The organism is Bordetella genomosp. 4, assembly GCF_002261185.1.
In the GTDB taxonomy this organism is placed as follows: domain Bacteria; phylum Pseudomonadota; class Gammaproteobacteria; order Burkholderiales; family Burkholderiaceae_B; genus Bordetella_A.
This window is the reverse complement of sequence record NZ_NEVQ01000007.1, coordinates 36,586-56,936: the sequence shown is the minus strand read 5'-3', so window position 1 is coordinate 56,936 and position 20,351 is coordinate 36,586. Positions and strand designations below refer to the sequence as shown.

The 20,351-nt window shown below is 61.1% G+C and carries 17 protein-coding genes; 10 read left to right on the top strand and 7 right to left on the bottom strand.

Translation table 11 applies throughout. The features are described from left to right. Nucleotides 1-6 precede the first annotated feature (6 nt). From minC to minE, 3 genes are all read left to right on the top strand, one after another. Complete coding sequence (minC, locus tag CAL20_RS05015) at nucleotides 7-972, top strand: septum site-determining protein MinC (protein WP_094819983.1); 966 nt, start codon at nucleotides 7-9, stop codon at nucleotides 970-972. Nucleotides 973-1,097: 125 nt separating this feature from the next. Then, nucleotides 1,098-1,916 (top strand): septum site-determining protein MinD, encoded by an 819-nt coding sequence (minD, locus tag CAL20_RS05010; RefSeq protein ID WP_094819982.1) that lies wholly within the window; start codon nucleotides 1,098-1,100, stop codon nucleotides 1,914-1,916. A gap of 3 nt (nucleotides 1,917-1,919) precedes the next feature. Next, nucleotides 1,920-2,180 (top strand): cell division topological specificity factor MinE, encoded by a 261-nt coding sequence (minE, locus tag CAL20_RS05005; protein WP_094819981.1) that lies wholly within the window; start codon nucleotides 1,920-1,922, stop codon nucleotides 2,178-2,180. Nucleotides 2,181-2,350: 170 nt separating this feature from the next. Here the strand turns inward: minE and CAL20_RS05000 are convergent, their stop codons facing one another. From CAL20_RS05000 to CAL20_RS04985, 4 genes are all read right to left on the bottom strand, one after another. Beyond that, on the bottom strand, nucleotides 2,351-2,572 hold the full coding sequence (locus tag CAL20_RS05000; protein WP_094820162.1) for a glycine zipper 2TM domain-containing protein: 222 nt from the start codon (nucleotides 2,570-2,572) through the stop codon (nucleotides 2,351-2,353). Nucleotides 2,573-2,751: 179 nt separating this feature from the next. Then, nucleotides 2,752-3,285: an isochorismatase family protein gene (locus CAL20_RS04995; RefSeq protein WP_094837346.1), complete on the bottom strand. Its 534-nt coding sequence runs from the start codon at nucleotides 3,283-3,285 to the stop codon at nucleotides 2,752-2,754. Between the two features lie 25 nt (nucleotides 3,286-3,310). Continuing rightward, a complete protein-coding gene (gene ettA, locus CAL20_RS04990) occupies nucleotides 3,311-4,984 on the bottom strand; it encodes an energy-dependent translational throttle protein EttA (RefSeq protein ID WP_094819979.1) in 1,674 nt (557 codons plus the stop codon). Nucleotides 4,985-5,041: 57 nt separating this feature from the next. Further along, on the bottom strand, nucleotides 5,042-5,941 hold the full coding sequence (locus CAL20_RS04985; RefSeq protein ID WP_179266619.1) for a DMT family transporter: 900 nt from the start codon (nucleotides 5,939-5,941) through the stop codon (nucleotides 5,042-5,044). 157 nt (nucleotides 5,942-6,098) lie between these two features. On the opposite strand from CAL20_RS04985, the gene CAL20_RS04980 reads away from it, so the two are divergent. Next, nucleotides 6,099-6,611 carry a hypothetical protein gene (locus CAL20_RS04980; protein WP_094837344.1) on the top strand — a complete coding sequence of 171 codons (513 nt, stop codon included), beginning with the start codon at nucleotides 6,099-6,101 and terminating at the stop codon, nucleotides 6,609-6,611. A gap of 43 nt (nucleotides 6,612-6,654) precedes the next feature. Here CAL20_RS04980 and CAL20_RS04975 read toward each other — a convergent pair whose 3' ends face one another. After that, a complete protein-coding gene (locus CAL20_RS04975) occupies nucleotides 6,655-7,590 on the bottom strand; it encodes a glycosyltransferase family 2 protein (RefSeq protein ID WP_094819976.1) in 936 nt (311 codons plus the stop codon). A gap of 233 nt (nucleotides 7,591-7,823) precedes the next feature. Between CAL20_RS04975 and CAL20_RS04970 the strand changes: the two genes are divergently transcribed. Next, nucleotides 7,824-8,750 carry a LysR family transcriptional regulator gene (locus CAL20_RS04970; protein ID WP_094819975.1) on the top strand — a complete coding sequence of 309 codons (927 nt, stop codon included), beginning with the start codon at nucleotides 7,824-7,826 and terminating at the stop codon, nucleotides 8,748-8,750. A 228-nt stretch (nucleotides 8,751-8,978) separates the two neighbouring features. Here CAL20_RS04970 and CAL20_RS25750 read toward each other — a convergent pair whose 3' ends face one another. Then, complete coding sequence (locus tag CAL20_RS25750) at nucleotides 8,979-9,107, bottom strand: hypothetical protein (protein ID WP_005016451.1); 129 nt, start codon at nucleotides 9,105-9,107, stop codon at nucleotides 8,979-8,981. A gap of 312 nt (nucleotides 9,108-9,419) precedes the next feature. Between CAL20_RS25750 and uvrA the strand changes: the two genes are divergently transcribed. From uvrA to CAL20_RS04955, 3 genes are all read left to right on the top strand, one after another. Further along, nucleotides 9,420-15,230 (top strand): excinuclease ABC subunit UvrA, encoded by a 5,811-nt coding sequence (gene uvrA, locus CAL20_RS04965; RefSeq protein WP_094837343.1) that lies wholly within the window; start codon nucleotides 9,420-9,422, stop codon nucleotides 15,228-15,230. 5 nt (nucleotides 15,231-15,235) lie between these two features. Continuing rightward, nucleotides 15,236-16,501 carry an aminodeoxychorismate synthase component I gene (gene pabB / locus CAL20_RS04960; protein ID WP_094837342.1) on the top strand — a complete coding sequence of 422 codons (1,266 nt, stop codon included), beginning with the start codon at nucleotides 15,236-15,238 and terminating at the stop codon, nucleotides 16,499-16,501. Between the two features lie 125 nt (nucleotides 16,502-16,626). Continuing rightward, on the top strand, nucleotides 16,627-17,262 hold the full coding sequence (locus CAL20_RS04955) for an aminotransferase class IV family protein (RefSeq protein ID WP_094819972.1): 636 nt from the start codon (nucleotides 16,627-16,629) through the stop codon (nucleotides 17,260-17,262). Nucleotides 17,263-17,331: 69 nt separating this feature from the next. Here the strand turns inward: CAL20_RS04955 and CAL20_RS04950 are convergent, their stop codons facing one another. Beyond that, a complete protein-coding gene (locus tag CAL20_RS04950; RefSeq protein WP_094837341.1) occupies nucleotides 17,332-18,180 on the bottom strand; it encodes a tRNA threonylcarbamoyladenosine dehydratase in 849 nt (282 codons plus the stop codon). 299 nt (nucleotides 18,181-18,479) lie between these two features. Here CAL20_RS04950 and CAL20_RS04945 point away from each other — a divergent pair, with 299 nt between their 5' ends. Beyond that, entirely contained in the window at nucleotides 18,480-19,694 is a 1,215-nt protein-coding gene (locus CAL20_RS04945; protein ID WP_176456444.1) for an MFS transporter, read from the top strand. Continuing rightward, on the top strand, nucleotides 19,691-20,344 hold the full coding sequence (locus CAL20_RS04940) for a gamma-glutamylcyclotransferase (protein WP_094837339.1): 654 nt from the start codon (nucleotides 19,691-19,693) through the stop codon (nucleotides 20,342-20,344). Before CAL20_RS04945 ends, CAL20_RS04940 begins: the two co-directional genes overlap by 4 nt. Nucleotides 20,345-20,351 lie beyond the last annotated feature (7 nt).

Below are 20,351 nucleotides of genomic sequence, written 5' to 3'. Positions count from 1 at the left end.
TTGACCATGACGACAGACTCCCTCGCCCTAGACTTCAAAAGCGCCACGCTGTATGCCATCCGCGTGGTGCTGCACAGCGCGGATCTGACGCGCTTGTCCGCCGCGCTGGATCAGCGCATGGCTGACGCCGGCAGTTTTTTTGAGAACGAACCGGTGGTCATCGACGCCAGCCGCGTGACCGATCCTATCGATTGGGCGGCCCTGCTCACCGCGCTGCGCGGCCACAATCTGCCCCCTATCGGCGTGGTTGCCGAAGGCGATAATCTCAAGACAGCCCAAGCCGCAGGCCTGGCGCCCGTCGAACTGTCCACGCCCGTAGCGCGCCCGGCGGCCACCGTGGAAATGGCGCCACCGAACCATGTTTCGACGCCGGTTCCTGGCGTGCCCGCAGCCGCGTTAGCGACGGGATCTGCCGCAACCAACGATGCCGTTGACGACGCCACCGACAACGCGGCCACGTCCACGGCTTCCGCTCAAAACGCCTCGGCAAACAAAGCCGCTGCGCCAGCCAAAACCGATAAGGCCTCGGCCAAAAATGGCAAGGCAGCTGCCTCCACGGGCAAGGACACATCGGGCAAGGCAGCAGCCCCAGCTAACACCGAGACAGCACCAGCCGAGCCAGCCCCGGCCGTTCCCACCACCGCACTGGTCATCACCAAACCGCTGCGCTCAGGTCAGCGCGTGTACGCACGGCATACCGACCTGGTCGTCATCGGCATGGTCAGCCAGGGCGCCGAAGTCATTGCAGATGGCAATGTGCATGTGTACGGTCCTTTGCGCGGCAAAGCGATGGCGGGCGCACGCGGCGATACCTCGGCGCGTATTTTCACCACGCAGCTCGATGCAGAGTTACTGGCAATCGCAGGCGTGTATCGTGTGGTCGAGGCCAAACTCGACAACGCTTTGCACAACCAACCTGCACTCGTGCATCTCGACGGCGAAACACTGCGCGTCGACGCGCTGAAGAAATGAACCAAACATGGATCTCGTTATCGGATACACCATCCGATAACGAGGTCTACATCTTGTAAGAAGCCTTACATCGGCTTTTTGCTTTACGATAACGCGATTTATTCGAACATAAGGGTTAAACAGTCATGACACGAATTGTTGTGGTGACTTCCGGAAAGGGTGGAGTCGGCAAGACCACCACGAGCGCCAGCTTTTCCTCCGGTCTGGCCATGCGCGGCCATAAAACCGCCGTGATCGACTTTGACGTCGGCCTGCGCAACCTGGATCTCATCATGGGCTGCGAACGCCGCGTCGTGTATGACTTCGTCAACGTCATCCAGGGCGAGGCCACGCTCAAGCAGGCCTTGATCAAAGACAAGCAGCTGGAAAACCTGTTCGTCCTGCCTGCCTCGCAAACACGCGACAAAGACGCGCTGACCCAGGAAGGCGTCGGCAAAGTCATCGAAGAACTCAAGGAAATGGGCTTCGACTACATCGTGTGCGACTCGCCGGCCGGGATCGAAGCCGGCGCGTTGATGGCAGCCTATTTCGCCGATGATGCGTTGGTCGTGACCAACCCCGAAGTCTCCTCGGTGCGCGATTCCGATCGTATTCTGGGTATTTTGGCCTCCAAGTCACGCCGCGCCATCGAGGCCGATGAAGAGCCCGTCAAGGAATACCTCCTGTTGACACGCTACAACCCCAAGCGGGTCAACGATGGCGAAATGCTGTCCTTGAGCGACATCGAGGACATCCTGCGCATCAAGCTCATCGGCGTCATTCCCGAGTCCGAAGCCGTACTGCAGGCCTCCAACCAGGGCCTGCCCGCCATCCACTTGCGCGACAGCGACGTGTCCGAGGCCTACAAGGACGTCGTCGCGCGCTATCTGGGCGAAGAAAAACCGCTGCGCTTCACGGACTACAACAAACCCAGCTTGCTCAAGCGCCTATTCGGAGGGAAGTAAGCAATGTCTTTCCTGTCGTTTCTGCTTGGGCAGAAAAAAACTTCGGCGGTCGTCGCCAAGGAACGCCTGCAGATCATCCTGGCACACGAACGCACGGGCCGCGGCGCATCGCCCGACTACTTGCCGCAATTGCAGCAAGAGCTGGTCGCCGTCATCTCCAAATACGTGAACATCAACCCCGATGACATCCGGGTGCACCTGGAACGCCAGGACACCCTGGAAGTGCTGGAAGTCAAAATCGAAATGCCGCAAAAAGAAGCCTGATTGCGGCGTATCGGCTGTCACATGACAAAGGGCCTCGACGAATAGTCGAAGCCCTTTGTCATATTCAACGCTGTGATGTGATACCAGTGCAGCGCTAATCAGTCGCTGGCCCTGGCATCATTCGCGTGTGTAGCGCGAAGCCACGCATGCGGCTTCGCTGCGGTCAGGCTTTATTTACCGACTTGGTCACCGATGATACCGCCCAGCGCAGCGCCACCGATGGTGCCGAGGATACCGCCGTTAGTGATTACGGCACCGGCCACGCCGCCCACGGCTGCACCGCCCACCGTGCTCTTTTGACGACGGCTCATGCTGTCCCACGACGAACAGCCCGCCACAGAAACCGCCAGCAAAATAGCCATACCCACTTTTGAGATAGTTCCGATTTTCATCATGATTTGAGACTCCTGTTCTTGCTGGCGAGCCGCCCCACGGCGAAAACACCCCGCACTTTTATGAACTGTCAGGATCTCAAAAAGTGCCTCGCTTGGCTGTGAGGGATACCCATAAATTGTATCCATGGGTAGGTAATAACCCTTGTTCCCCTATGCACCGTAGCCAGTTGTCGGGATTATTTCACGAGCTGTAACACGTCGCGAAAGCGGGGATGGTCGCAGGTTTCCATCCATTCGAATAAAGCCATCTCGGCGGTAATGACCGTGGCGCCCGCTGCCCGGATGCGCCGCAGACCAGCATAGTGATCTGCGGGACGGCGAGAGCCCGCCGCATCTGTGACAAAAACTGCGTGATAGTTGAGCTCCAGCAGGCCCACAATCGTTTGCAGCACGCAGACGTGGGCTTCCCAGCCAGCCACCAGAATCGTGCGCCGGGCCGGAGGCAGCCAAGCCTCGAAACCAGGTTCGCGCACAGCCGAAAAATGCCGTTTTTGAAACACCGACTGCACCGACTCGCATAGCGGCGCGATAGTCCTGCCCAGTGCCGCGCTGCTGTGCTCGGTAGCAACCACAGGCACGTCCAGCAAGCGAGCCCCCTGGGCCAGCTTGCGAGCCACCGCTGCCGACTCCATCCCTTGGGAAATCGCGGGCTGCAGGCGTTCCTGCATGTCCACGATCAACAATGTCGAATCGGCGGCGTTGAGCAACATGGCAGGCAGGACCTATGTCGAAGGTTTACTTCAAAGCCTTGTAGCGCAGACGACGCGGCTTGGCGCCCTCTTCGCCCAGGCGGCGTTTTTTGTCAGCCTCGTATTCCTGGTAGTTGCCATCGAAGAACACCACCTGCGAATCGCCCTCGAACGCCAGGATATGCGTGGCAATACGATCCAGGAACCAGCGATCGTGGCTGATGACCATCACGCTGCCCGGGAATTCGAGCAAGGCGTCTTCGAGCGCACGCAAGGTTTCGACGTCCAGATCGTTCGACGGTTCGTCCAGCAGCAACACGTTGCCACCCGCGACCAGCGTCTTGGCCAAGTGCAAACGGCCGCGTTCACCGCCCGACAACTGCCCGACCACCTTGTTTTGATCGGCGCCTTTGAAGTTAAAGCGGCCCAGGTAGGCCCGCGAGGACATTTCAAATTTGCCCACGGTCAACAGATCTGCGCCGTCCGCCACCGCATCGAAGACGGACTTGTTGTCTTGCAACGAGTCGCGCGACTGATCGACAAAGGCCAATTGCACCGTCTTACCCAGCACCACGCTGCCCGAGTCCGGCTGCTCGCGGCCCGCGATCATGCGGAACAAGGTCGATTTACCTGCGCCGTTGGCGCCGATGATGCCCACAATCGCGCCGGGAGGCACCTTGAAGCTGAGGTTGTCGATCAGCAGCCGGTCGCCATAGGCTTTGCTGACGTTATTGAATTCGATGACTTCGTTGCCCAACCGCTCGCCCACAGGAATGAAGATTTCCTGGGTTTCATTGCGTTTTTGGTATTCGTACGAAGACAGTTCCTCGAATCGCGCCAGACGGGCTTTGGCCTTGGCCTGACGGCCCTTAGGATTCTGACGTACCCATTCGAGTTCTTTCTTGATGGTCTTTTGGCGAGCCGATTCCGAGGCTTCTTCTTGTTTCAGGCGAGCGTCTTTTTGCTCGAGCCAGGAACTGTAGTTGCCTTTCCAGGGGATACCATGACCCCGGTCGAGTTCCAGAATCCACTCGGCCGCGTTATCCAGGAAGTAGCGATCGTGGGTCACACCCACCACCGTGCCCGGGAATTTGTGCAGGAACTGCTCCAGCCATTCCACGCTTTCTGCATCCAGGTGGTTGGTCGGCTCGTCCAGCAGCAACATGTCGGGCTTGGACAGCAGCAGGCGGCACAGAGCCACGCGGCGCTTTTCACCACCCGACAAATTACCCACCGTGGCATCCCACGGCGGCAAACGCAACGCATCGGCCGCGATCTCCATTTGATGCTCGATATCGTCCGCACCACTGGATGCTGCGGCGGCGATCACCGCCTCGAGCTCGGCCTGCTCGGCCGCCAAGGCGTCAAAATCCGCATCGGGTTCGGCATAGGCTGCATAGACCTCGTCCAGGCGTTTCTTGGCGTGCACCACGGCTCCCAGGCCTTCTTCGACGGCCTGGCGCACCGTGTGCTCGGGATTCAACTGCGGTTCCTGGGGAAGGTAGCCGATATTCAAGCCCGGCATGGGGACGGCTTCGCCTTCGATTTCCTTGTCCACGCCGGCCATGATCTTGAGCAAAGTGGATTTGCCCGAACCGTTCAGGCCCAGCACGCCGATTTTGGCGCCGGGGAAAAACGAAAGAGAAATGTCACGCAAAATCTGCCGCTTTGGCGGCACGATCTTGCCAACGCGATTCATGGTGTAGACGTATTGGGCCATGGACTCTTATGCAAAAGACGAATCAGAGGGAAGCCATGATTGTAGGCCGGAATAGCCTCAGCCAGCCGCCCGCGGCCGCCACTGCGCCAGACTCACTCCCGCCAACGCCATCGCACCGCCCAGGATGTGATAGCTATGCGGCACCTCATTCAACATGACGGCGGCAATCGCTACGGTGCCGACCGGCATCAGGTTCAAAAAAATGCTGGCCCGATTCGGTCCTAAATAACGCACGCCCTGCATCCACAGATAGGGCGCAAACAGCGACGGAAAAATCCCGGCATAGAGGACCAAGGGAATATTGCTGGCATTCAACGGCGATGCTGGCGCCAACAAGAACGAAGGCACCTGAAACAGAATCCCGAACAACACCTGCACATAAAGTGACTGCCACACGCCGATCGGCAACGGCCAGCGGCGCAGCAACACTCCATACATCGCATAAGCCAGCGCCGCCACGCCCATCAATGCGTCGCCCGTACTGCCGCCGACCTCAAGCAAACGCAGCGGATTCCCCTCGCCGAGCAACACGCCCAGTCCGAGCAGGGACAACGCTCCGCCCGCGACGGCGGTCCAGGCCGGCAGCTCGCGCAACACGATGCACACCAGCACAATCGTCAGCAACGGCACCATAGCCGTAATGATGCCCATATTGGTCGCCGTGGTCGTCGCCGCCGCCACATAAATCAGCCCTTGATACACCGCCATACCCAGCGCGCCCAGCACAGCCAGTTTGCCCAGATGCGGCACGATCGCGCGCCAGCCGCGCAATACCCCCGGCAGCACAAAAGGCGTCAGGATCACGCCTGCCAGCACCCAGCGATAAAATCCAATCACGGCTGGCGCGATGACATCAGCTGCCATCTTGGTCACCACCATATTCAGTGACCAGATCAACGCGGCTAGCAGCGGAAACAACATATGGCGCGCCGACGGCGCCGTTACAGCATTCGACATGACAACACAGATTTTGCGTAAGCAAAGCCGCGATATTAGCGCTGTATCGTGAACATCGCCGCCGCGCTTGCGAAACGAGCGACAATATCGGTTTCGTAAAGACGGCTGCACAGCACGTATCGTCTCGATCACTCGCAGTGCCCTATCAGGACCCATCATGACCGCCTCCACCACGCCCCCGGCCCCGTTGACGCATTTCAGCTCCCAAGAGCTGGACATGCTCTCCAAAACCGCTGACGCCCTCAGCGCCTATCTGGGCAAACCCGTCTTGGCCGAAGTCGTCCTGGGTGACGAAGGCACCGAATGGGTCAGCTTCGGCATTCCCGTCGAGCAAAGCGCCAAAGACGACGACCAGCCTCACGTCCAATTGGGCGGCCCCCAGGCCAGGCTCCTGGGCAACCGCGGCGGCCTCAGTCCTACCGACAACGACACCTACGATTGCCTCTATCTCTGGGCCATCCAGATCACCCTGGCCGAAGGCGAACGCTTCGTCAAACTAGACCAATCCGGCGAAGAAACCGCCTGGTCCGACGACCTGCTGGACGTCCTGCCCTTTGCATTATCCGATGAGCCCTTGCCCGACGTAGACGAGGAGGAGGATGAAGATGAAAACGATGACGAAGACGACGACTACGACGCCGCTATTCCTCCCGGGCATAGCATTCACTGAAACCACTCGAGAGCGGGCTCAGCGAAATCGCCCTGGCGCAGCGCTAAGCGACGCCGCGCCGCTGATCCCGCCGGTACAACATATATCCCAACGGCCACATCAACGCCACCAGCACCTTGGCGCTCGGCCGAGTCAGCGGATACGCCTGCACCGCCGTGGGCACGCCTGAATGCTCCAGATCCAAGCGGAACCGCGTAAACCGCGCCGCAGCCATCAGGAAATCCTTGGGCCGAAACCGGAACCACTCCATGTGGTGCTCGAGCACATCCCAAGCCAGCAGATACAGCCCCTGCGCGTTATTGCGTATCGATACCGCCCCCCGGCTCAATCCATCCGGACTCGGGTGATAAACACGGACCACGCGGTTAATACAATGATTCAAGTATCCCGCCCGCGCCATCGCCCACCAGATCAGGCTCTCCGGCACGAAGCCCGCCACATCCTCGGGAAAAGGAAAACGGCGCAGCACGGCCGTACGCAGGCTGCCGAATTTTTCGCCCTTGATCCGGTAGCGGAAATACAGATCAACGGCCGACACATCGAAAACATCCTGGGGGAAACGATCCCCCACAATCTCGCCATCGGGCCGGGCGCACAGGCCAGTCACCCCCACATATCGCTCGCGTTGATCCGGCGCGATACTTTCCCAGGCGTCCTTCAATATCTGCAGAGCATCAGGCGTCACTTCATCATCGCTGTCCAACGTGATGATGAACTCGCCATGCGCCTCACGCACACCGCGATTGAAAGCCGTTTTTTTATGCTGGTTTTTCTGCCAGATATATCGAATCGGAAACTCAGCCTCGGCTTGCCATGCCCGGACGGCTTCGTGCGTGCGGTCCGTCGAACCGTCATCTACGATCAGCCATTCGAAATCACGACACACCTGTCGTTTCAGGGATTCATGCACACGATGCAAAGTGCCGGCCCGGTTATAAGTGGGCGTCAGTATCGTGAACGTGTATTGAGGCTCACTCATGCAATCAAACAGGTCCGCGGGAGCGCGACCACGGCAGCCGCACTGCTCACAAGTAAAAACTGGGGTAAGTGTAGGAGGATATGCAGACGGCAGAGGTGTTCCGCAACAGCCATTTTGAAAACAAATTTTGCAAATTCTGCCGTAGTGAAACAGGTATATCGTCGTTGTCTGGCGCCAGCCGCTAACAAAACGCCATCCAGCGAGTAAACTCTGGCGGCTGCCACGGACGACCTATGGACTCTCATCCTATCCAGTTAAACGATATCGCGCTGTTCGTCGAAGTTGCTCGCCGCAAGAGCTTCAGTCTGGCCGCACGAGCGCTCGCCATGCCGACCTCGACCCTATCGCGCCGCATCGGCCAACTGGAACAGGCGATCGGATTACGGCTGATCAACCGCAATACCCGGCGCCTGGAGCTCACCAACGCTGGCGCCGCCTATTTGCGACGATGCCAAGGGCTTGTTGACGAAGCCCGCTTGGCACACGAACAACTGCAGACTTTGTCTGCCAGCCCACAGGGACGGCTCACCATCGCCATTCCGTACAGCATCGCCATCTGGCTACTGCCGGATGCATTGAAGGCGTTTACCGAACGCTACCCGGACTTGGAATGCGAGTTCGACACCAGCATGAAGGCCGCCGAGAACTCGCAAGGCGGCCCCTTTGATCTGGTATTGCGTTTCGGCCGCAGCGCCCCCGTGTCCGAACCGGGCGCCGTCGAAGAATCGATCTCCAGGGAAATCGCCTCACTGGATACGCATCTGTACGCGTCGGCCGACTATTTGCGCGAACATGGCGAACCCCAACAGCCTTCCGACCTGTCAAACCACGAATGCTTTCGTACCACGATCGATCCGGAACATTCCTTCTGGGTCCTGTATAACGGCCAACGCAGTGAACGCGTAGCCGTCAAAGGCGCTATCGCAGGCAACAGTATCAGCGTGATCGGCTCATTGGCCGGACTGGGAATGGGTATTACCCGATTGCCCGACTGCCGGGCCCTGGCCCCCATCATCGACAGCAATGGCCTGCGGCGCATCCTGCCGGAATGGCGCCTGGAGCCCCTCGCGGTCTATGCCGAATTGCCGACCGCCGTCATGCCGGCTAAAACGCGGGTATTCATGGAGTTTCTGCGTCCCTGGCTGGAGCCTGTCGTTTAAACGGACAGCGCTGTGGCGGGAGAAAAAAAGCTCCCATGCCGTGCCTTCGGCTTGCTGCCCCCCGAGGGGGCGTTTTTTGCCTTGGGGCGGCCCGGCGGCGAAAAAAACCCCCACGCCGCGCCTTCGGCTTGCTGCCCCCCGAGGGGGCGTTTTTTGCCTTGGGGCGGCCCGGCGGCAAAAAAAAACCACCGACATGATCGGTGGCTTTTTTACATCAAGGCGCAAGAATTACACGCGCTTGATTTTTTCCAGCATCTTGAAAACACCCTTGGGGGCGTTGACGAACAAGCGCTTGAAAGACTTGCCCAGGCAACGGCGTTCCAGGGTGTTACGACGCACACGTTTGCGCTCAGCCATGATGATCTCCGGTAAGGTTCGATAGTGCCCAAACCCGCCCGACGTTCCCAGCATCAAAGCGTAGACAGCTACGCCGCAATACTGACGGGCCACAGGCTGGCGGCAGAAATTGGATAACTCGGCATTGTAGCCTCAAACGCCGTCACCAGCCAAATCGGGCGATCAGCAGCCAGAGCGAAGCATATTCACGCGACAATTACGCAGATTAGCGGTAATCTAAGATACTGTTTAAATATACAGATATTTCAGCGATATCCTATCGCCCGCGGATTCTGGTCTGATTCCGCGTCGTTCACGCATCGTTCACTCGTCATGAGCTCTCAAATTCGCATCGTCGGCGCCCGCCAAAACAACCTGAAAAACCTGGATCTGACGCTCGCCACCGGCGAGCTCGTCGTCATTACCGGCGTGTCGGGCTCGGGCAAGAGCTCGCTGGCGTTCGATACGCTTTATGCCGAGGGCCAGCGCCGCTACGTCGAAACTTTTTCGCCCTATGCGCGCCAGTTCCTGGACCGAATGGACAAGCCCCAGGTCGATCGCATCGAGGGCATTTTGCCCGCCATCGCCATTGACCAGACCAACCCGGTGCGCAGCTCGCGCAGCACCGTGGGCACGATGACCGAGCTGAACGATCACCTCAAGCTCCTGTTCGCGCGCGGCGCCAAGCTCTACTGCCGCGGCTGCGGCAAACTCGTGCGGCGCGATACGCCCGACTCGATTGCCGCCTCGCTGGCGCAACGCGCGCCGGCGGCGGGCGATCCACGCCTGGTCATTACGTTCCCGATTGCCGTGCCCGCCAACTTCACAGAAGACGAGGTGCGCGGTTTTCTCGAACAGCAGGGCTACACCCGCGTGCACCACGAAGAAACCCGCGCGCCGTCGGCGACCAAGGCAGCCGGCAAACGCGCAAAAGCCGCCAGCAAAGGCAAAGCCGCAACGCCCAACGACGAACGCCGCATTCTGCACGTGGTGCAAGACCGATTCCGCCACTCCAGCGCAGAACGCGAACGCCTGATGGAGGCCCTGGACACGGCGCTGCGCATGGGCGCGGGACACATGGCCGTTCACGTGCTCGATGACGAAGGCGTCGATGCACAGGTCTGGAATTACAGCGATCGCCTGCATTGTGCTGACTGCGATATCGAATATACCGATCCGCTGCCCAGCAGTTTTTCGTTTAATTCACCGCTCGGCGCTTGCGAAAGCTGCCGCGGTTTCGGGCGGGTCATCGGCATCGATTACGGCCTGGTCATCCCCGACGAAAACAAAACCTTGAACGAAGGCGCGATCAAACCCTGGCAAACGCCCTCGTACAAGGAATGCCAGGACGATCTGGCCAAATACGCGCCGCGCGCGGGCATCCCTCTCTCTGTCCCGTGGAAGTCCATGACCGACGCGCAGCGCCACTGGGTGCTGCACGGCGATCCCGACTGGAAAGGCGGCAACAACGCCTGGAAAACCCAGTGGTACGGTGTACATCGATTCTTTGCCTGGCTGGAAAGCCGCGCCTACAAGATGCATGTGCGCGTGCTGCTTTCCAAATATCGCAGCTATACCCCCTGCCCGACGTGTCGTGGCGCACGTCTGAAGCCCGATGCCTTGCTGTGGCGCTTGGGGACCAAGTCCGAGGCCGACGCGGTGCTGCCGCCGGGCGACGAACGCTATACGCGTTTCATGCCCGTAGGGGCCGCATGGAGCCATGAACAACTCGAGGCCCTGGACGGTCTGTCGATTCACGACGTCATGCTGCTGCCTATCGAACGCGTGCGCAGCTTCTTTGACACGCTTTCGTTCACCGGCGTGCTAGATGCCGCCGCCGATCTGTTGCTGACCGAGGTCCGCGCGCGATTGAAATTTCTCTGCGACGTGGGCTTGGGCTATCTGACGCTGGACCGCCAAAGCCGCACTTTGTCCGGAGGCGAAGTACAACGCATCAACCTGACCACGGCGTTAGGCACCTCGCTGGTCAACACGCTGTTCGTTCTGGACGAGCCGTCTATCGGGCTGCACCCGCGCGACATGCACCGCGTCGTCGAAGTCATGCATCGATTGCGCCAGGCCGGCAATACTCTGGTCGTCGTCGAACATGACCCTCAGGTCATGGTGGCTGCGGACCGGATCATCGACATCGGGCCAGGCCCTGGCGAACGCGGTGGACGCATTGTGTTCGACGGCACGCCCGCACAGTTGCGCAGTTCTCACACGCTCACCGGCGACTACCTGGGAGGACGCCAACGTGTCGAAGCGCCGCGCCCCATGCCCGTCGCCGCCAATACGCCGCGCCTGCTACTAGAAGGCGCTACCGCGCACAATCTGCGCAACGTCTCTATCGAACTACCGCTCGGCCGGCTCGTGTGTGTCACCGGCGTATCGGGCTCGGGCAAATCGACCTTGGTCCAGGACGTGCTGTATCCGGCCCTGCTGAAATACCAAGGCAAACCCTCCGAAGCCCCAGGTTCGTTCGAGCGCTTGCTGGGCGCCGAGCAGATTGCCGACGTGGTGATGGTCGATCAAACCCCCATCGGCAAGACCGCACGCTCCAACCCGGCGAGCTATGTCGGGGCCTTCGATGCGATCCGCAAGCTCTTTGCCCAGGCGCCACTCGCCAAAGAACGCGCCTACACCGCGGGCACGTTCAGTTTCAATAGCGGCGATGGACGTTGCCCCACCTGCGGCGGCACGGGTTTCGAACATGTGGAGATGCAGTTCCTCTCCGACGTCTATCTGCGTTGCCCCGATTGCGACGGACGGCGATTCCGTCCCGAGGTGCTCGAGGTGCGCATCGAACACCTCGGCAAGAACGCCTCGATAGACGAGGTCCTGGAGATGACCGTCAGCGAGGCCTTGGAATTTTTCAAAGGCTTGCGTGATGTGCAGACCGGATTGGCACCATTGGCCGATGTGGGTCTCGAATACGTGCGATTAGGACAACCCGTCCCCACGCTATCCGGCGGCGAGGCTCAGCGCTTGAAGCTCGCCGGCCATTTGGCCGAAGCCGCGCGCAGCGGCATCTCGACCGCCAAGGTCGCCAAAAAAGGCAGCCTGTTCCTGTTCGACGAGCCGACGACCGGCCTGCACTTTGACGACGTTTCGCGCTTGATGCGTGCATTCCGCAAACTGCTTGCAGCCGGGCATACCCTGCTGGTGATCGAACACAATCTCGACGTCATCCGTGCTGCAGATTGGCTGATCGATCTAGGCCCCGAAGGCGGCGACGCCGGCGGTCTCGTCGTCGGTGTCGGCACTCCTCAAGACTTGATGGACAACCCGCGCTCGCATACCGGTGCGGCGTTACGCGACTATGAAGTCAGTGTGCTGCCGAGCCAGATCGTCAATGCAGCCAAAACTGACGCGGCACGCGTCGCAGACCGAGCGGCTGGCGATGCCGATATTGATGCCGCGTCAGCCACACAGGATTCATCCGCGCTCACCTTGGCCGAACCCGTCGCCGCGTATGCGGAAAGCGCTGGTACGCCGCTGCAATCTCTCATGCGCCGCCGGCGCCAGGCGCAAGCCATCGAGATACGTAATGCACGCGAACACAATCTGAAAAACGTCAACGTCGAGATCCCGCACGACAAGTTCACCGTCATCACCGGCGTCTCGGGCTCGGGCAAATCCACGCTGGCCTTTGACATTCTGTTCAACGAGGGCCAACGCCGTTATCTGGAATCGCTGAACGCGTACGCACGCGCCATCGTGCAACCTGCCGGCAAACCGGACGTCGACGCGATTTTCGGTATTCCGCCCACGGTCGCGATCGAACAGCGCACCAGCCGCGGCGGGCGTAAATCCACCGTCGCCACGATGACGGAGATTCACCATTTTCTGCGCCTGCTGTACGTCAAGCTGGGCACGCAATATTGCCCCGACTGCCAGGTCGCGGTCGAACCGCAAAACACGGACCAGATCGTGGCGCGCCTGTTGCGCGAGCACAAGGGCCAGCACATCGGCCTGCTCGCGCCGCTGGTTACTGCACGCAAGGGCTACTACACAGATTTGGCCAAGTGGGCGGGCTCCAAGGGCTACACGCACTTGCGTGTCGACGGCACATTTATCCCCGTCAGTCCCTGGCCGCGCCTGGATCGCTACAAGGAACACACCATCGAGTTGCCGATTGCCGATCTGATCGTCGATCCCGACAACGAGGCTGCGCTGCGCGATGCTGTCAAACAGGCCCTGGAACACGGCCAAGGCGTCCTCAGTATGGTCTGGCCGGTCAACAAACTGCACGAAGCGCTCGACAGCGAGCTGCAGCAGCAGCATTTCTCGGTCAAGCGCGCCTGCCCCTCGTGCGGCACCAGTTTCCCCGAACCGGACCCGCGCCTGTTTTCGTACAACTCCAAACATGGCTGGTGCACGGGATGCTTTGGCACGGGCGTACAACTGCAGGATTTCGACGCCGAGCAAACCGGCGAGGAATCCGCCTGGAATGCTGGCTACGATGGCGAGGCTCATACTTGCACGGTCTGCGATGGCCAGCGCCTGAATCGCGTAGCACGCGCCGTGCGCTGGCGTGACCGATCCATCGCCGAGCTCGCCGCCATGCCGGTTTCGGAGGCGCACACCTTTTTCACCGGCCTGGTCGCGCGCGGCCGCGAGGGCGAAATTGCGCGCGATATCCTGACGGAGATTCGCGGCCGCCTGAATTTCATGAAAGAAGTCGGCCTGGATTATCTGGCGCTGGACCGCGCCGCGCCCACCTTGTCCGGCGGCGAAGCCCAACGCATCCGGCTCGCGGCACAACTGGGTTCGAACCTGCAAGGCGTGTGCTACGTGCTGGACGAGCCTACCATCGGCCTGCATCCTCGCGATAACCGCATCCTGCTGGACGCCCTCGCCCGCCTCGAAGGCAACGGCAATACGCTGGTCGTGGTGGAGCACGATGACGACACCATTCGCCGTGCCTCGCACATCATCGACATTGGCCCCGGCGCAGGCGTGCGCGGCGGCCGCGTCGTGGCGCAAGGCAGCGCGCAGGCCCTGATCGACGCCCCCGAGTCGGTCACCGGCCGTTATCTGGCCAAGCCCTTGAAGCATCCGCTCAACGGCCGCCGCGCGATAGACAATGACACGCCCATGATTCAGATCCATGGCGCACATCTGCACAATCTACGCCATGTCGATGCCCGCATTCCCATTGGCCGCCTGAGCGTCGTCACAGGGGTGTCAGGGTCCGGCAAATCCACGCTCGCACGCGAAGTGCTGCTGGACAATCTGCTGCAAGCCGTCTCGCAATCCAAAGCCCCGCGCTGGAACGGCTGCGAACGCATCAGCGGCTGGGAGGCAATCGACCGCGTTCTGGAAGTCGACCAGACTCCCATCGGCAAAACCCCGCGTTCCTGCCCGGCCACCTATATCGGGTTCTGGGATGACGTGCGCCGCCAATTCGCCGATACGCGCGAGGCCCGCATGCGCGGATGGAGCGCAGCGCGGTTCTCGTTCAACACCGGCGATGGCCGCTGCCCCATTTGCGAAGGCCAGGGCATGCGCACCATCGAAATGAACTTCCTGCCCGACGTCAAAGTGCCCTGCGATGCCTGCAACGGCGCGCGCTTCAATAGCGACACGCTGTCAGTTCAAATGCGCGGCAAAAACGCGGGCGAACTGCTCAACATGGAGGTCGACGATGCGCTGGGCTACTTCACCGCGCATCCCAAGATTCATCGCCCTCTGCAACTGATGCAGGACGTGGGTCTCGGATACCTGACACTGGGCCAGCCTTCGCCCACCCTATCGGGAGGCGAAGCGCAGCGCATCAAGCTGGTCACCGAGCTGTCGAAAGCCCGTTTGACCGAAGGAGTCATCACGACTGGCCGCGCATCGCGCATTCCGCACACGCTGTATGTGCTGGACGAGCCGACGGTCGGCCTGTCGATGGCCGATGTGGAAAAATTGATCCATGTGCTGCATCGCCTGGTCGAGGCCGGCAACACTGTTGTCGTGATCGAGCACAATCTCGACGTGATCGCCGAAGCCGATTGGCTGCTCGACCTCGGCCCCGAAGGCGGCACCGGCGGCGGCCAACTGGTCGCCGAGGGTTCGCCCGAACATGTGATGACCTTGCGCGAACGCTCGCATACCGGCCGCGTCTTGACGGAATTTCTCGCACAACAGCAGTAAGCATCATGCAATGTCGTTTTGAAGATCGTCTGGCCGGGCGTGCATTGAATCTGCAGCGCCTGCGCCAGCGCATCGAAGCCCGTCGCCCGGAGGAGCTTTCTTCTGCCCTGGACGCCATCGAGGCCGCGCGCCGCGCGGGGCATTGGGTCGCGCTGCTACTCGATTACGAACTGGGGGAATGGCTGGCCCCCGAAACCGTCTTACCGCCGCCCACAGGCGGCGCGGCGGCCAGGCAGGTCGCCGATGGCACGCCTCGCCTGACGGGATTGGTGTTCGAGCGCATGACCGTTGAAACGCCGTGGCCGGCGGAGAAAACCGTACTGACACCGCCCTCGGAAAACACATCCCACGCACGCGAAGTCACTGCCTCGGCTTCCCTGGATTCCACCCACACCGTAGATATCCCTAGCCGGCATGCACTAGCCGCGCATATCACTTCCATCCGGCCTCGCATGGCACGGGCCGACTATCTGCGCCAGATCGCGGCCATCCGCCAGTTGATCGCCGCGGGCGAACTCTACCAGGTGAACTACACCCAGCCGCTGGACGTACAGGTACAAGGCGACCCGCGTGCGCTTTACCGGCACCTCGCAGCGCTCCATCCGGTGGCCCACGGAGCCTATATCGAAGACGGCCAACGCACCGTGCTGTCGTTTTCCCCCGAGCTGTTCGTGCGGCGAGAAGGCACCCGCCTGACGGTGCGCCCGATGAAAGGCACCTCGCCACGCCACCCCGACCCCGCCGAGGACAAACGGCTGGGCCGCGAACTGCACGCCAGCGTCAAGAACCGCGCGGAAAACCTGATGATCGTGGACCTGCTGCGCAATGATCTCGGCCGCCTGGCCCGCCCCGGCTCGGTCCAGGTGCCAGCCCTCTTCACCCTGGAACGCTACCCTACCGTATGGACGATGACCTCCACGGTGACCGCCGAGGTTCTGGACGCGACCTTCAGCCAGATCCTGCACGCCCTGTTTCCTTGCGGCTCGATTACCGGCGCGCCCAAGGTCGCCGCCATGCGGCGCATCCGCCAAATGGAAATCGCACCGCGCGGCCTGTACTGCGGGGCTATTGGCTGGCTCGCGCCCGATGGAGATTTTTCACTGAACGTCGCGATTCGAACGCTGGTGCTGGATCAAACCGGCCACGGCGTGTATAGCGTCGGCGGCGGCATCGTGCACGACTCGGATCCGGAACTGGAATGGCAGGAATGCCAGTGGAAGGCCAGACTTTTGCAGGATGCCATGGTGACATCTGCATCGGTATCGGCGTAGACATCTCCCTCGACGGCGGCATCCGTACCGATATCGATGCCGGCCTCATCGCCCATCATCGGATAACATTCCAACTTGCCCCTGATTCCATCGCCGGGCCGTTTTCCGCACTCGAGATTCAGATCATGTCTGCTGAGTTGATCGAAACCATGCTAGTCGACGCAGAGGGCAACATTCCTCTGCTGCCGCGCCACCTGGCCCGTCTGGAGGCCAGTTGCGCCGCGCTGGACTATCCGTGGGCAGGCGAGCTGGAAATCGAACGAGCGCTTTATTCCGCGCTATCGATGGTGACCACACCCGGCGCACACCGGCTGCGATTACTGGTCAGTCGCACGGGACACCGCACCGTTCAAACCGCACTATTGCCCGCGTTGTCCGGCGTTCAGCACATTATGCTGTCCGATGAGGTGCTCGACGCCGACGAGCCCCTGCTGCGCTACAAAACCACCTATCGGCCCTGGTACACCGAGGCCACAAGCTGGCTGGCCGCGCATCCCGATGTATTTGATCTGCTGTACCTGAATCAACACGGAGAACTCTGCGAAGGCAGCCGCAGTAATGTTTATCTGTTGATTCGGGGCGTTTGGTACACCCCCCCGACCAGCAGCGGCTGCCTGCCAGGCGTGCAACGCGCCGAGTTGCTCGACCGAGAGTCGGTGCACGAACGCACCCTGACCGCGCAGGATCTGCATGAGGCCGAAGGCATACGCCTGTCCAATGCGCTACGCGGCTGGTTCGACGTCACCCTGAGATCAGCCTGATCCGTGCGCAGCAGGCTGCCGGCCTAGAGCGGCCGGCGTCCGTGTTGAACCGGGATAGTCAGGCGCTGGCTACGCCTTTGCTTTCAACGCCAGTTGCAGCGCCTCATTAGCGACTGCCATACCCATCGCCGCCGTCACGGTCACGACAGAGCCATATCCCGCGCACGACAACCCTTGCGGCGCCACCGTCTGCCCGGCCGCCCCCATATCGTCAGTCACCTCGGCAGCGCGTGCCCAGGCGGCGGGCATGATCGCCGGCTGATCAAACCAGAGCGCCCTCACGCCCATGCGCGGAACCCGTTTGAGCGCCTTGCCCCGCGCATCGCTGGCCTTGGGAAATCCGTGCTGGCGGCGCAATTGATTACGCAGCTTCGCCAAGAGCGCGTCGTTCACGGCTTGCGACAGATCCCCTGCTCGCAGGGCCAGCGGGTCCGTCTTGCCCCCCGCGCCGCCGCACAATAGCAGCGGCACACGACGCTCGCGGGCGTACAACACCATCGCGATTTTGGCCGCCGCCTGATCCGTGCAATCGGCCAGCACGGTATAGGGGCCGGGCAGCACCTGCCCGATATTGCCGGGCTCGACAAAATCCTCGACACGCGTCAACACGCACGCCGGGTTGATCGCCTGAATCCGATCCGCCATGGCGTCGACCTTGGACTGCCCGATGGTAGAGGTCAGGGCATGAATCTGCCGATTGACATTGGATTCCGCGATGTTGTCCAGATCGATCAGGGTCAACGCCCCCACACCACAACGGGCCAGGGCTTCTGCCACCCAGGACCCGACGCCGCCCAAGCCCGCCACCGCAATGTGAGCCTGACGCAAAAGGGCCGGCGCATTCGGGCCATACAAGCGCGCCAATCCGCCGAAACGGCGTTCGGCATCGACGTCATCCAAGGTAGCTGAAATATCCATGGACGCTATTTTCCCACGACGGCGTCACGCGGGGCGCGAAGCCGAGAAACAAACCTGCTGCGGCCAAGCGTTGCAATAAGGACACACCCTGACGATCTTCGGCTTGCGGCGCCCAGCAGGCAGGGGAAAGCACAACTTCTGTGATCTATCAATTAATTAGCATCAGTTCATCCCAACCGGGCTGCTACATGCCGGCAACTGTCAGGTTCGGTTTTCTGATCCGCCTCGGATTGCTGTCTCCCTGTGTATCGACACCCCAGCGACTTAAGATCAAAATCGCAGAAGTTAATGCCGCATCAGTGTCAACTTCAGCCCATTCCCCCTCGTCTTCCTCTCACGCGACGGAGTTTTCCGGAGCGGGTCTGCTGTGCGTGGTTGCCATGCTCAACCACATCGCTCTCACGGGCGGACGCATCACCGTATCGCTAACCGCCCTGCAATTGGGGCTATCTACGTTTATCGTAGGCAGTCTGGTCGCCGTATTCGCGGTGATTCCCATGTTGATGTCCGTGCGGGCTGGCCAGTGGATCGACCGTGTCGGGATACGGCGTCCGATCACCTTGGGCAACGCGTTGGTAGTCGTTGGCACGGTATTGCCCTTTATCCACCAACACCAGATCACGCTGCTAATTGCGGCCTGTAGCATCGGTATTGGCTTTATGTTGCACCAAGTCGCGACGCAGGACGTGCTGGGGCATGCAGAGCCTGCCCGCCGCCTGCGCAATTTTTCCTGGCTGTCGCTCTCCATGGCGGGATCCGGCTTTAGCGGTCCGCTCATCGCCGGGCTGGCCATCGACCATCTGGGCTCGCGGTTGGCATTCGGCATTCTGACCCTGGGACCGCTGTTGGCGCTGGCTGGGCTGCGCCGACTACAGCCGGCCCTGCGGGCAGTAGACGACAGCATGGAGCCCGCTTCGCGGCAGCTCGCACGGCGGCGCGCCACCGAATTGCTGCATCTCCCACCCTTGCGGCGCATCCTGATGGTTAACACCATTTTGTCGGGCGCCTGGGATACGCACCTATTTGTCGTACCGCTGTTCGGCGTCGCCATCGGGCTATCCGCCACCACGATCGGCACCATACTGGCGTCCTTCGCGCTGGGAACTTTCCTCATCCGGCTGGCATTACCATTTATCCAGACGCGCGTACGTTCCTGGACGCTGGTGCGCACCGCCATGGTCATCACAGCGGTAGATTTTCTCATTTACCCGCTTTTCGCCGACGTTGCGGTCCTGATCGGGCTCTCTTTTGTGCTGGGATTGGCCCTGGGATGCTGCCAACCGAGTATGCTGTCGCTACTGCACCAACATACGCCGCATGGTCGGGCCGCAGAGGCCGTGGGCTTGCGGATGGCATTCATCAATGCCTCGCAAGTCTCTCTGCCATTGACCTTTGGCGCATTGGGTGCGGTAATTGGCATCGCTCCCTTGTTTTGGGCCTACGCTGCCGCGCTGAGCGCAGGCGGCTGGGCCAATCGTCACCCCCCGCAAGACGCAGAAAATCCCGCGCCGTGAATTCGCCGACTCCCCCCTCCGCCCTCACCGCCCCCGTTCCCCCTTTTCGTCTCTGGACGCCCGAAGAACGACAAGCCTCACTCGACGAAGCTCTTAAACATTGGCGTGAAGGCGAAGACGTCTGGGTCTATGCCTATGGCTCGCTGATCTGGCGGCCTGACTTCGATTTCCAGGAACGGCGGCTGGCGACGTTGCGCGGACACCATCGCGCGCTGTGCTTGTGGTCACGCGTCAATCGCGGTACGCCGGAATGTCCCGGCCTGGTATTCGGCCTGGACCGCGGCGGTTCCTGCCGGGGTGTGGTCTATCGCTTGGCGGGCAAATCCGTCCCTGAATTTTTCCCCGCACTGTGGAATCGCGAAATGTCCACCGGCGCCTATCTGCCCCGGTGGATCAACTGCACCACGGACCAAGGCTCGGTACGCGCGCTGGTATTCATCATGAACCGCGACAACCCGGCGTACATCCGGACGCTGCCCGAGCCCGAATTGCTGGCCATCGTGCGGCGCGCATCCGGCAGCTGCGGCCCCTGCACGGAATATGTGGTCCAGACCGCCTCGGCTCTGCGCGAGGCTGGTATACATGACGCGCGCCTGGACCGGATAGCCCGGCAACTCGAAGAACAGACCGACCCGCTGCCAGATAACTGAACCTATT